Genomic DNA, 12461 nt, shown 5'->3' on the forward strand with positions numbered 1-12461 from the left:
GCGCCACCGGCGGAGGCACCGGCGGCGGCGGATCCGGCGGCGGCGGAAACGGCGGCGGCGGAACCGGAGGTGGCAACCACAACGGCAGCAGCGGCGGCGGCGGCAGCGGCAGCGGATCCAGCAGCGGCGGAAGCAGTAAAGGCAGCGGCGGCGGAAGCGGCAGTGGTGGTGGCAGTGGCAGCGGCAGCGGCGGCAGCAGCAGCGGAGGTGGATCCGGCAGCGGCAGTGGACATTCCGGTGCCAGCGGTCAGCACGGCGGCTCCGGCCACTCCGGGGCAACGGGTAGCGGCCCCTCGGGAGCCACCGGGCCGGGGCAGACCGGTCCTTTCGGCACCGGCGCCAGCGGGGGCTCCGGCATGTCCGGCGCGGATCTGCTCAGTCTCTTTTCCGAAGTGCTACAGCTCATCTCGTCCGGCATCCCGATGTTGCAGCAGCTGGGTGCTCAGCTCGCCGCCCAACTCGGGCCGGGCCTGCAGGCGCTGGCGAAGGCGGTCCAGGACGGTTCGATGACCGTGCAGCAAGCCACGAAAGCAGCCGCCGACCGCATCGCGTCGGGGCTGGAAGACGTGCGGGACCAGTTCCTGCCGCCCGGACCTACTGGCCCGCACGCCCTTTCCCGTTCGCTACTTCCGGGGGTCTTCACGGTGGACCCGCTATCCTCCGGGCCCGGCCGAGCCCTCGCGCCGGAGCCGACGGTCTTCACCGACTTCACGGCCACGACGATCGACGGGCAGCCGGTGGCGAGTGACGAGACGAGCCGGCCCGCCGGTGTCGAAGTGGAAGGACAGCAGTCGTGACGCGCACCTGGCGGTTGACCGGGCTGGAATACCTGGTGTTGCGTGAGCGGCTCGTCGGTCGTCAGCAGAACTGGCCGATGGATTATTACTCCGACATCCGCGGCTATTACGACTTCCAGTTCCGCAAGGCGCGGGTCTGGGGTGAATGGCAAGCCCGGTGGGAACCCGAACTGGCCGAGGCGCTCGTGCAGTCGCTAGATGCGGAGGTTCGGCTGGCGGCGCACGTCTACAACCGTGGCGCGCCGACGGATCTCACCGGACGGATGGTGTTGGCGGGCAAGCGTTTCGGCGATCGAGCGGTGCTGATCCACGGGCGGCACACGCACACCGTGAACAGTCACGACGACATCGAGATCACGGTGTGCGATGCCGTCTCGCTGACCCGCCTGATCGTCGACAAGCTGCCGCCGATGGCGGCGGGCTCGCTGCCGCGCGTCGAGTTGCTCGGGCACAACCAGGAGGAGACCGTCGATCATTGGCACGGCCGCAGCTCCGTCTACGACGATGACCACGCAGTCGACAGCCACTGCAGGCAGTGGCAGGCGGCGCCGAAGGGCACCGTCGGCCGCATCGTGCTGACGCAGGGCCACTCCAAGTTCGGGCCGAGCGGCAAGGTCACCAAGCAGATCTTCTGGGAGGAGCACGTCGGTGACGGCGGCTATGTCATCGACCTGGATCCGACGCCGGCCGCCGTCGCGACCGATACCGAGGGCCTGCGCGCGCTGATCGACCGGCAGTGCGGCGAATTGCTGCTCGTCGGCCAGGACGAGTCCCGGCGCGGCGTCGAGCGGGAAAGCGTCTACGACGACGCCTGGTGAGCGACGCAAGCCGGTGTGGCGGAAGGGAAGTGGTGGGCAGCGGTGACCAGGTCCAGTGATCGGCTGAAGTCCGATGTGGCTCAGGTGCTCGACGATGTGGGACAGCTGATCGCCGGCATGGCCGGAGCGCGGCAGCGGTTGCAGGCGTTGACGGCGTCGGCGGAGACCGAGCGCGGGCGCGTCCTGGTGGTGGTCGATGCCTCCGGTGCCGTCACCGAGGTCAGCTTCGCCGACGATGTCGATGATCTGGACTACAAGCAGATCGCCCGGGCCGTCGTCGCTGCGGCGCAACAGGCGGCGGCGCAGGTCAAGCGCCGGTCCGAGGCGATCATGGCACCCTTGCAGGCGGCTCAGGCGCGGCTGCCGCAGCTGTCGGATCTGGTGGGCTGGATGCCACGGCAGGAAGGGATCCCGCAGCCGCCGCCCGCCCTGTTGACGCCGCCGGGTGAACGGGTCGCGACGGACCTCTTCGATTACGAGCGGGACGGTCCCGCGCCGACGCCTCCCGGCGCCGGTGACCTGGCCGATTCCGGTGTGCCGGATGCGGACCGGGCCGCCGAGATCGTCCGGTTGCAGGATCATCGCGCGAAGCTCGTCGCAACCGGCACCGCAGAAGGGCGTCGCGTCAGCGCGGCGGTGAATGCTGACTGCGTCCTGATCGATCTCAAATTCTCTACTGGCATAGGCGATCTCGACTATGACGAGATCGCGGAGGCCATCACCGAGGCGTCGCGGCATGCGGTACTGGCCGTGGCGCGGTTGGCCACCGCACTGTTCGCGCCGATCGCCGCCGACCGCACCGACTTCCCGGGCCCGGCCGCGATACTGACCGGTGTCGAGCAGCTTCGTGACCAATTGCGCTGACGCGCACCGTAATTCATACATCAGCACGTTGGAGTGGTGGACATGGCACTTGATCCGGATATCTCGGACAACACGAAATGGGCGGGTTTGCCGGGTGAGGCCGCCAATGGGCATCTGTCGCTGGAGGCCGGGATAGCCGAGAAGTGCGCCAGGCACGTCGAGGATATGCTCAATGTGATTGTCGGCGTGCACACTTGGATCTTTCAGAATTTCATGCGGGCGAGTCCGCCTATCGCGAATACCACGTCTGGTTCTGGACTGTACCGCGTGTACAACGAGAAGATCGCGACCGAACTGACCGAACGGATGGACCGGCACCGCACCATCCTCACCGACATGGGCAACACGTTCGTCGCGGCAGGCAAGAACTATCAGACGACCGAGCACGACAACACCGTGAGCTTCCAGGACATCTCCTTCGTCAACCTGCCCGGCACGCCGCCGAGCGGATCGCCGAAGCCCGGGTCGATACCAAAGCATCCGCGCAAGAACAGTTCTCAGTCCACCGTCTACGACCCCATAGCCATCGTGCCCGAGCCTGGATCCCAGTTCAGCTGGTCGCAGCTGTACATGATCGGTAACTCGATCAATCCGCAGGCCGTCGCCGACGCCGCCGGGGTCTGGTACTGGTTGTCCAAGACCCTGGACACGGGGTTCACCACACTTCGGTCCAATATCTATGCGGCGGGGGTGGATTGGCAGGGTGCGGGAGCTCAGTCCGCGACGCAGGCCACCACCCAGTATGTCGGCGCTTCGCTCCAATTGACCGGCGACATGAACCTGCTCGGTGACAACATGCTGAACACCTCGGGCTGGCTACAGCAAACCAAGCAGAACGCCACCCCGCCGACCCCCGAACTGCCGTCGTCGCCCAATGCGGCCGAACAGTACCGACTCCAAATTCAACTGTTCCATTACCAGGCGAATTTCCAGACCTACTACACCACCAATTTCCCGCAGACCACCAGCACGATCGTGGCGTTGCCGCAGCCCGACCAGGTGGCCGTCGTGCCCGCACTCGACAACTCCGAACCCCTCACCGAAGGGGGGTCGGGACTACCGGCCCGCGACCTGGACACCAGCGGCAAACCGGAACCGGGTGGCGACAATCCGGGTGATAGCGAGCCGGGCGGCACTGAGCCCGGTGGCAGTGAACCGGGTGGTAGCAATCCGGGTGGCACTGAGCCGGGTGGTAGTAATCCGGGTGGTAGTGACCCCGGTGGTAGTAATCCGGGTGGTAGTGACCCCGGCGGCAGTCAGCCCGGCGGTAGTAACCCCGGTAAACCGGCCCCGACCGACCATATGCCGACAGGTGCGCTGCCATCGACGACGCATAAACCCGGCGAGCTGTCGGTCAACCCGCTGGCCCGGCCGCCACTCGCGGTGAATTCGTCGACCGGTCCGGGCACCGGGCGTGGCCCCTTCGGCGGTATCGGCGGCAAGAGCATCGTCGGCGCCAAGGGTCTGCTGTCGGCCGAGGAATTGCTGGCCAAGGAATCGAAACTGTTTCCGCGCGCGAGCATTGCGCCGAAGGAGGTCCCGCTCGGCCGGTCCGGTCCGGTCGGTGGCCGTGAGCCCGGCTTCCCGATCGGCGGAGCTCCTGGCGCGCGCAGGGACGAGGAAAAGCAGCGGAAGCGTTTGGAGCTACTGAACTCCACCGAACACCTCGACGAGGCGCTCGGCACGCCTGGCCGCGGTGTCCGGCCGGTGTTGGAGCGGTGATCCGCACCTGGAATCTCACCGATGTCGAGCTGATCGTGTTGTGGCACCGGCTGTTCACCGATCGGTTACCGCAGCCGCTGTTCGCGTTGTATCGCGGTGCCGACGGTGCCGAGTGGGAGCGACTGACCGCCGACGCTCGGCACAGCTTGCGCGCCAAGGAAGACGGGGTGCTGCACGGCGCGCTCGACCGGGTGGCGCACGCCGACATCCAGGTGGCGGTGTACGCCTTCGATCCGCGGAACCCCGGCGACCCGTGCGCCGCGGTGCGGATGCTGGGCGCGCAGCAGGGTTCGATGGCCACCCTGATCCGTCAGCTTCCCGGCGAAACCTGCTGGCACAGCTCCGGATTCGTCGTCTCCCTGACCGCGGCGGAAGGGCTGGCGCGGCTGCTGGCGGCAGCCCTGCCAGCCTGCGACGCGGGGCGGCTGCCGGATACCCCGCTGGTGCTCGTGCCGGGCGGCGGCGACACCGATCATCAGTACGGCCGGTCGCTGGTGTACGACAGCGACCTGGATGCCGAACGCCGCAGCGCGGCCTGGCTGGCCCATCCGGTCGAACGCGACGGGTTGGTCGAAACCAGCCTTGGCAGTTCGATTTTCGGCCCCAGAGGGGTTACCGCGCACCGCATTTTCTGGCGCGATCTGGTCGGCGACGGCCGCTATGCCTTCGCCGATACCGGCGCTCCGATCGCCACCGCGGTGGACACCCGGCGGCTGGCGGCGATGATCACCGCCGACATCACGAAGGTGTCGCAAACTTTGGAGGATGAGCGCTGTGTCTGAGCGGTTCGGGATCGTGCACGAGACCGGTGTTTTCGAAGGTGTCGATGACGACGTCGAGAGTCGGGACGGCGAAGCTTCCGTTGCCGGGCATCATACGGCCGAATCGCCGACTGGGGATCATGAAGTGGCCCAGGAAGATTCGGGTTTTGCCGCCTATTCGGTCGGTGAAGCCTCACTGCGCGGCGGCGATATCGTGGTGACCGCGACCGATTCCGGCATTCCGCTGTCGGTGCGGGTCACCCCTGCCCAGTTGCGTCGCGATCCGAACGACCTCGGCGACGATGTGCTGCGGCTGTGTCGGCTGGCGGCCGATCGCGCGGGACTGAGTCGCCGGACCTATCTGACCGAACTCGGATTCGCTGAACAGACGATGAACATGCTCGGCCTGCCGACCCCGGCGGCGGTGGAACGCTCGGAACTGGTCGACGAGGCCGAACGAAGTTACGAGCCGCGCAGCTGGCTCGAACAGGATGGGGACCAGTGGTGACCGATTTCGCCGCCCTCGAGGCCGCCGCCAGGGAGCGGCTGGCGCGGATGCAACAACTTTCCGATGATCTGGCCGCGGTGCGGGTCGTGCACGCGCACGACAGCGGGGCGATCACCATCACCGTCGACGGTGCCGCACGTCTGCTGGATCTTCGCGTCTCCGAAGGTGTTTCGCAGCTGTCACCGGCCGAGTTCGAGCGTGCCGTGGTGTCTACCGCCGCGGCGGCCGCGCAGCAGGCGCTCGGCCTGCGCGCCGCGCTGATCGAAGATTTCAACGGCCAGGTGAACGAATAGCATCGACGCTCGCGCGGCCCCGCCGGTTGCGGTGTCGTGCAGCCGATTTGTCGGCGGCACAAGTGCGCAGGACAGCACAATCGAGCCTGCTCCGCCCCTTGATCAGCGCAATCGACGGCTAGGTGAACAGTAGGCGCGGCATCCGCGCAGAACTTGCCGATCGTCAGGGGCTCAATAGATTTCACCGTGAACCGTGTAGGTATCGAGTTCGCACAAACAGCCCTAGGAGCTACCGCGATGAATGTCCTCCATGTGCAGCCGGAGACCTTCCGACACTACGGCGATATTTCCGCGGCCATGGCAGCGACGGTCGCACTCGTAGGGGCCGCCGATCAAGCCGCCGGTGTGGCGGCCGTAGTGCCCGTGTTCGGGCTGATCGGCCAGGAGTTCCTCGCCAGTTTCGCCTACGCCCAGGCCAACCACCTGGGTTCGGTGACCGAACTGGCCGAGATCTTCAGCACCACCGCGGCGAACTCGCACACCGCGGCCGCGGCCTACGAGCAGGCCGACCAGCACAGCGCCGACACCTTCGTCGTGCCGTCGGTCGCCGAGTAATGGCTGCCGTCGAAACACCAACGGACCCTTTGCATCCCACGGTCCTCGACGCGCTGCGCAACACCCCGGTGGGGCCGCTGCTCGGCCAGCCGGTCGAGCAGGTGCTGGCCGGGCTCGGACTGCCCGCGTTTCCGCAACTGCCCGCGCTCGCGCCACTGCCGGGCCTGCCGGTGTTGCCGCCGCTGGACGTGGCCGCCCTCGCCAAACCGATCACCGATCTGTTCAGCGGTTTCGGTGACGGCAATATCGGCGGCAGCGGGGCGGTCAATCCGCAGACCCTGCTGACCAACGTGATCCAGGCCGTCCAGACGGCGACACAGTGGGCCGCACAGGGCATTCAGCTGCTGCAATCGCTGGAGGGCGCGGGCCCGCGGTCGGCCGCTACCTCGGCGGCCACGGCGCAGCTCACCGCGGGCGCGCTGACGCAGCAGGCCGGGCAGATGCACATGTCCATGGGTGCGGCCGCCGGGACCGTGGCCATCGGCTACGCCCAGATGGGCGCGGTGGCAGCGCGATTCGCGCTCACCACCGCCGCGCTCGGTCTCACCCTGGCCACCCCGCCGGGGCAGGCGGCGCTGCTGGCCTCCGCGCTGGAAGCCGCCACCGAGGCGCTCGCGATCACCGCGACCACCAAGGCGCACCTGATCGGGCACTCCGGGCACATGAGCGCGACCGGACAGAAGGTGCCGACGCACCACCTGAGCCGGGCGAGCCTGCAATCCGCGGCCTCGTCGGCCAAGGGTGTCCCGGCCAAATTGGCGCCGCGGGTGGGCACGCAGGTCAAGGCCGCGAAACCGGCCGCCGCGGCGACCACCGGCACGCCCAGCAAATCCATTGAATCGCAACTGACGCAATTGATTTCGCAACTGCAGCAGGTCGTGCAGCCGCTGATGTCCAGCGCGCGTCAGCTCGGTCACCAGCCGAATCCCGTTCCGAACGGGCCGGTGCCGCGCACGCCGGCCGGGCCGGCTCCGTCCGCCGAGTCGCGCGGTACTGCCCTCCAGGCAGTCGGAATCGGCGGTGGCGCAACGAGTCTCGCGTCCGCCCCGCTCGGCCAATGGCAGCCGCAGAACTCGTTCGTGACGGCGGTGCCCGCGGTGACCACGGCATCGGTGGTGCCGGGGGCAGCGGTGACGATGACCGAAGAGGCGCTGCCGCCGATCCTGCCCGCCACCGGGGCGATGCTCGGTGCCAACCGGGCGGGCGCCGCCAACGGCACCGACGCGGCGCTGGTTACCGCCCGCCACGGCGACGAACTGGTGGGCGGGGAGCCCACCGATACGACCACGCCGGTCATCGGCGACCACATGACCAGCGGCCCCGACACCCCGTTCAACTCGTAGAGGAGCACACCATGAGCCACGTCGCGATCGATCACGAACTGGCCCGGCTGGCGGCCGGTCGGCTGGACAGCCTGGCCGACGGCCTCGAGGGCGGTATGCAGGATTCCTACGCCGCGCTGCGCCCGGCCGCGGCCGGGCTTGATCCGGTGTCGATCCGGACGTCGCAGACCTTCGGCGAGGTCGGCGGGTCGTTTCGGGAGTCGTATCTGAGCGGGGTGCGCGAACTGCGCAAGATCGCCGCGAACCTGCGCTCGCACGCGGATCTGGCCGAAGGCGCCGAGAGCAACAACGCCCAGTTGTTCCACCTCTGACGCACCACGGGCGCGCGCACGCGCCGAGATAAGGATTGACGCGATGGCCGAACCGGCACAGCACGGATTCACCGGCACGGTGTGGGATGCGGTCCCGGCCGAGCAGCTCGCTCATGAGCTGACCACGGGGCCGGGCGTCGTCCCGATGGCCGAGGCGGGCTTCGCCTACACCGCGCTGTCCGCGCGGCTGAGCGATGCGGCCTTGGAATACCACGGCATTCTGTCGGTCGTCGGCAACGCCTGGGGCTCGCACTCCAGCCAGGACGCGCTGGCCCAGCTGGCTCAGCTCGGTGGCTGGCTGGACGCGAGCGCCGCGGCCGCGCGCAGCAACGCGGCGGCCGGCGCGCAGCAGGCGGCCGCCTACGAGATCGCGCAACTGGCCATGCCGCACGTCGCCGAGGTGTCGCAGGCGCTGCACACGGCCGAGGATCTGATCAAGGGCAGCCTGCTCGGCGGACCGCTGGCCGGGGTGCTGGACACGGCCGAACAGCAGCTCGACGCGCTGCGCGAACAGGCGGCCCAGGTGATGCGCACCTACGAGGCGGCGAGCGAGCAGCTGGCGACGCCGTGGCAGCCGGATCCGGCACCGGCGGTCTCCGACGGTGCCGCCTTGCTCGCCGAAGAAGGACCGCCCACCGCCGGCGCTCCGGCACAGGGCCCGGCGGCGAGCGCGTCGTCGGTGCCGCAGCCCGCGCTGCAGATGCCGCAGGGCGTGGATCTGTCCGCGCTGGACCTCGCCCCGGTGCCGACCGTGCCGGTCGGGTCCGAGCCGATGCTGCTGCCCCCGGTGCTGTCGCCCGGCGTGACGATGGCGCCGGCCCCGGCGACCGTGCAGCTCGCCGCCCAGCCCATGACGGCCGCACCGCCGATCATGCCGCCTGTCGCGGACAGTCGAGCGCAGGCCAAGGCTCCGGTGTCCCGCGCGGTGGCCGCCGAGGCCGACGACCTCGGCGACTCGATCCTGGTCCAGGCCGGATTCGCCACCGCGCCAGCGGTATTGGGCAGAACTGACCATGCCGTCCACCGTTCGGTGCCGGCCGGACCTGCTGCGGAGGACTGATGCGTACCGCCTGTTCCCGGTTGGGTGCCGCGTCGAGTGCGGGGCGCCGATGACGACACTGACCAGCGACGGCTTCCTGGCCGTCGCCGACGCGCTCGGCGTCCAGACCTTCCCGCCGGTGCTCGCGCTACGGCCGAGTCACCGCGATTACGACCGGCTCGACGCGGCCAGAGCCGACACGGTCGCCGAGCTGCTCGATCGGGGCGTGCTCGATCGCAGCGGGGACGTGCTCGACGATGAGCTGACCTCCGCGCTGTGCACACTCGCGCGCCCGGATCGTGCGCTGATCATGCGAATCCGGCGCGACGGCAAGCTGATTCGCGTCTGCCTGGCCCGCCGCGGTCTCGATCACGCGGTCACGGTCCGCACCGACGACGAGTTGGAGGTGCGCACGGTGTGGGGTGACGAGGATCCCGTCGCGCTGGCCGCCCCGCTGCTCGGCCCGCTCGGGCGCTGCCCGCCCGCCGACATCGCGGCATTGCGTGCCCCGACCGCCGACCTGCGACAGCGGTTCGACGACGCCGGTTCGGATTATGCGGCGGTCGCGTACAGCCTTGGCATGACGGAGGCGGCGGCGATCACCCTGGGAATGGCGCTGCGGCAATGCCATTCCGTGGCCGAGCTGGTCTGCTACAGCTACCGTGACGGCCGCGCCGTCCGGTCCGCCGCCACCGCCGCGGTCTACGACACGGCGGACGGGCGCATCGTCGGCGGCGGTAGCGTCGCCGCGGACGGACAGGCCTGGACCACCTTCGCCCCTGGCAGCGATCGCCGGCTGGCGCACGTGATCGCCGCGCAAATCGAGTCGCTGCCGGAAGGCAGGTGGATGCCCTAATCAATCGATCGGAACGGCCGTCGGCGAAATCTGATCCCCGGCTTGTTCGATAACTGTTCATCCTTTACCCCCTTATTCACTCAGGAGGCTTTCCATGTCCGGAGCATCAACAACCAGCATTGATCCCCAGGCGTTCAAAACAGCGCAGAGCAATTATGCGGCGGTGATTCCCGCGATCCGGAAAATCGCCGGGAATCTCGACGGCACCGTGCAGGGCGCGAAGGCGGGCTGGCAGGGTCAGGCGTATGTGGCCTTCTGTAAATTCGCCGACGATCTGCACGCTCAGATCATCAAGCTGAACGGTGACCTGAACGCGGTGTCGGACGCCCTGGATCAGGGCCAGAAGGTCATCGCCAACACGGAATACGACAACGCGGAAAGCTTCACCAGCCTCGGCACCAAATTCACGTAATGACCGCGCGCTCGTCCGTATTCGATAACAGAAAGGCTTTCTGATGACCGATTCCCCCATGGTGTACAACGCCGGTGCGATGTCCGCACTGGTCGCCGATCTGCGCACCTACCAGCAGCAGCTGCAGGGCCAGCACAACGATGCCGAGGAGCAGCGCAAGGTGCTGGACGCGAACTGGCAGGGCCAGGGCAACGTCAGCTTCGACGCCAAGCACAAGATTCTGATGGACGACCTGACCCAGCTGACCGAGACCGTGCTGAAGCACGCGATCGACGGCGTGCAGGCCGCCTCCGACCACGCCTTCACCACCGATGGCAAGGTCGCCGCCACCTTCGAGTAGTTCACCGATACCGACGCGGGCCCGGTACCCATCGAGGGTGCCTGGCCCGCGTTTCGGCGTTTCGGTCAGGCCGGTTGCGGCACCGCGACACTCGATTCCGGCGCGGCATCGAGGTAGCGCGACTCCTCCGGAATCGTCACGGCCCGCACCGTGAGCACGCCACGGGCGGTGCGGATGGTCACCTCATGCGGGTCGGTCGCCGATTCGACAAGCACGACATCGGCCCCCGGCACCGCCGCGGACACCGCACCCGGTGCTCGGACATGCACGACGGTCGCCTCGGCGACCTGCCCCGCCGATCCCACTCCGTCGTAGACGATCATCGTGGCGGCCGCCGCGTGCTGGGCGCCGCCGCCGGGGGAGGACACCGACAGCGCGGTCGGCTCGCCGATCTCGGCCGCCAGGTGCGACCAGGCGTCCGGCCGCGTGCTGTGCACGATCACCTTGGCGCCGACCGCGATCGCGCGCAGCACCATCAGCTGGGTCAGGCGCAGGTGCCCGACGATCTCCACGCGCCGCACCGCGGGGCCGAACAAGGGGACCGCGACGCCGAATCCGTCGCTGGTCGCGCCGATCACCTGGCCGGACCCGGCGGCCGGGACGGCAAGCCGGGCCAGTGCCGCGGGCGGACCGCTGGACGCGGCGGCCGGGTCGATGTGCCCGCCGTCCAACAGGATTCGCCGCTGGCGGCCGGTCAGCCGCCGTAGCCCCAGCTCGGCAGGCATCTCCGGCCGATCGCCCGGCGCGGTCGCGGCGGTGTCGTGCCGCACCAGCGCGGTCACCGCCACCTCATCGGCGGCGCGGCCGGGTGCGCCCGAGCGGGCGACCGGCGTCAACCGCAGTCGCACCAGGGTCGACAACCCCGGCACCGCCCAGATCCCGGCCAGCAGCTCGGAGGTCAACCGGCCGGATCGGACGGTGTAGCCCGACATCTCGACGGCGTCGTTGCGCACCGTGTGCCACTGCTCGGTCCAGTCCTGCGGTGCGGTGTCGTACAGCGCGTCCGCGTCCGCGGCGGTCAGCTCGGCGGCGGTCAGCATGCGCACCCGGACCCCGTCGGTGGCCAGGCGACTGACTACCCGGCGGGTCGCGACCAGGGCCGTGCGGATCGTGCCCTCGTCGCCGCCCCCGCGATTGTCGATGGCCTCGGTGTTGTCGAGCGGATCGAAGCGCAGCGCGAGCCGGACGGTGCGGGCCGCCGAGGCGGGCAGCGGCCCGAGCAGCCGCTCATAGATCCGCACCACGTCCTGGCTGCCCTGGGTGCGCACCCCCTGGGTGACGACGTCGATGGCGGCCAGCCGGATGTCGAACTGGGACAGGCAGCGGGCCGCCTCGGTCAGCGGCACCGCGTCGTCGGTGCGAATCTGCGCCGGGCCGAGCAGGGTCGGGGCGACGGTGGCCTGGCCGACCTCGAGCATGGTGATCATGTAGCGGCCGTCCCAGCGCATGCCGCAGTGGACGCCACCGGATTCCGGAACGGGCACGTCGAAGGAGTCCGCCGCGGACTGATTAGCAGAGCGGCGCCGATTACGCCACCGGAGGGCGATTCGCATTCCCAGAGTTTGCCAAATATTTGTTTGTTTGAATTTGATCGTGCCGAGCAGCGCAATTCCGAAACCGAGCGTCAGCGTGACCCAGAGTTGTGCGTGACAAGCGACCGCGATGGTGCCGGCTACGGCACCGGCAGTGGCCGAAGGAAGCACTACCGGCAGCGGTAGCCGATCGAATAGTCCGCGGGGCCCGGAACGCAGCGCGGGAATACCGGGGGATAACGGATTTCTGTTGATCGGCAGGCCGGACACTTCACTCATTGCGGTAGCATCTCACGAGCCCTTCGAATTC

The 12461-nt window shown here is 68.8% G+C and carries 14 protein-coding genes and 1 pseudogene; 14 read left to right on the forward strand and 1 reads right to left on the reverse strand.

Translation table 11 applies throughout. The annotated features are described in order from the left end of the window. The 14 genes and pseudogenes from ACIBCN_RS36930 to ACIBCN_RS36995 all read left to right on the forward strand — a co-directional run. Positions 1-797: pseudogene (locus ACIBCN_RS36930) on the forward strand (hypothetical protein); the annotation flags it as partial. Then, positions 794-1615, forward strand: a complete 822-nt coding sequence (locus tag ACIBCN_RS36935) for an ESX secretion-associated protein EspG (RefSeq protein ID WP_396996618.1) — start codon at positions 794-796, stop codon at positions 1613-1615. The pseudogene ACIBCN_RS36930 and the gene ACIBCN_RS36935, both read left to right, overlap by 4 nt. 42 nt (positions 1616-1657) lie before the next feature. Continuing rightward, complete coding sequence (locus ACIBCN_RS36940) at positions 1658-2479, forward strand: YbaB/EbfC family nucleoid-associated protein (RefSeq protein WP_396996619.1); 822 nt, start codon at positions 1658-1660, stop codon at positions 2477-2479. A gap of 42 nt (positions 2480-2521) precedes the next feature. Beyond that, a complete protein-coding gene (locus ACIBCN_RS36945; protein WP_396996620.1) occupies positions 2522-4201 on the forward strand; it encodes a hypothetical protein in 1680 nt (559 codons plus the stop codon). Then, the gene (locus tag ACIBCN_RS36950) at positions 4198-4983 is read left to right on the forward strand and encodes an ESX secretion-associated protein EspG (RefSeq protein ID WP_396996621.1); all 786 of its coding nucleotides are present in this window, start codon (positions 4198-4200) and stop codon (positions 4981-4983) included. Before ACIBCN_RS36945 ends, ACIBCN_RS36950 begins: the two co-directional genes overlap by 4 nt. Beyond that, a complete protein-coding gene (locus ACIBCN_RS36955) occupies positions 4967-5470 on the forward strand; it encodes a hypothetical protein (protein ID WP_396996622.1) in 504 nt (167 codons plus the stop codon). The genes ACIBCN_RS36950 and ACIBCN_RS36955 overlap by 17 nt, the downstream gene beginning before the upstream one ends. Further along, on the forward strand, positions 5464-5763 hold the full coding sequence (locus ACIBCN_RS36960; protein WP_396996623.1) for a YbaB/EbfC family nucleoid-associated protein: 300 nt from the start codon (positions 5464-5466) through the stop codon (positions 5761-5763). The genes ACIBCN_RS36955 and ACIBCN_RS36960 overlap by 7 nt, the downstream gene beginning before the upstream one ends. Positions 5764-6000: 237 nt before the next feature. After that, complete coding sequence (locus ACIBCN_RS36965) at positions 6001-6318, forward strand: type VII secretion target (protein WP_396996624.1); 318 nt, start codon at positions 6001-6003, stop codon at positions 6316-6318. After that, the gene (locus ACIBCN_RS36970) at positions 6318-7661 is read left to right on the forward strand and encodes a hypothetical protein (protein WP_396996625.1); all 1344 of its coding nucleotides are present in this window, start codon (positions 6318-6320) and stop codon (positions 7659-7661) included. The genes ACIBCN_RS36965 and ACIBCN_RS36970 overlap by 1 nt, the downstream gene beginning before the upstream one ends. A gap of 11 nt (positions 7662-7672) precedes the next feature. Further along, positions 7673-7972 carry a PE domain-containing protein gene (locus ACIBCN_RS36975; protein ID WP_396996626.1) on the forward strand — a complete coding sequence of 100 codons (300 nt, stop codon included), beginning with the start codon at positions 7673-7675 and terminating at the stop codon, positions 7970-7972. 43 nt (positions 7973-8015) lie between these two features. Continuing rightward, positions 8016-9032, forward strand: a complete 1017-nt coding sequence (locus ACIBCN_RS36980; protein ID WP_396996628.1) for a PPE domain-containing protein — start codon at positions 8016-8018, stop codon at positions 9030-9032. A gap of 49 nt (positions 9033-9081) precedes the next feature. Further along, positions 9082-9867 (forward strand): ESX secretion-associated protein EspG, encoded by a 786-nt coding sequence (locus tag ACIBCN_RS36985; RefSeq protein ID WP_396996630.1) that lies wholly within the window; start codon positions 9082-9084, stop codon positions 9865-9867. Between the two features lie 94 nt (positions 9868-9961). Further along, positions 9962-10279 (forward strand): WXG100 family type VII secretion target, encoded by a 318-nt coding sequence (locus tag ACIBCN_RS36990; RefSeq protein ID WP_396996631.1) that lies wholly within the window; start codon positions 9962-9964, stop codon positions 10277-10279. A gap of 43 nt (positions 10280-10322) precedes the next feature. After that, complete coding sequence (locus ACIBCN_RS36995; protein WP_396996633.1) at positions 10323-10619, forward strand: WXG100 family type VII secretion target; 297 nt, start codon at positions 10323-10325, stop codon at positions 10617-10619. A gap of 65 nt (positions 10620-10684) precedes the next feature. Here the strand turns inward: ACIBCN_RS36995 and eccE are convergent, their stop codons facing one another. Beyond that, a complete protein-coding gene (gene eccE / locus ACIBCN_RS37000) occupies positions 10685-12430 on the reverse strand; it encodes a type VII secretion protein EccE (protein ID WP_396996635.1) in 1746 nt (581 codons plus the stop codon). Positions 12431-12461: the final 31 nt, after the last annotated feature.

The sequence above is a fragment of the Nocardia sp. NPDC051052 genome, assembly GCF_044456045.1.
Lineage (GTDB): Bacteria > Actinomycetota > Actinomycetes > Mycobacteriales > Mycobacteriaceae > Nocardia.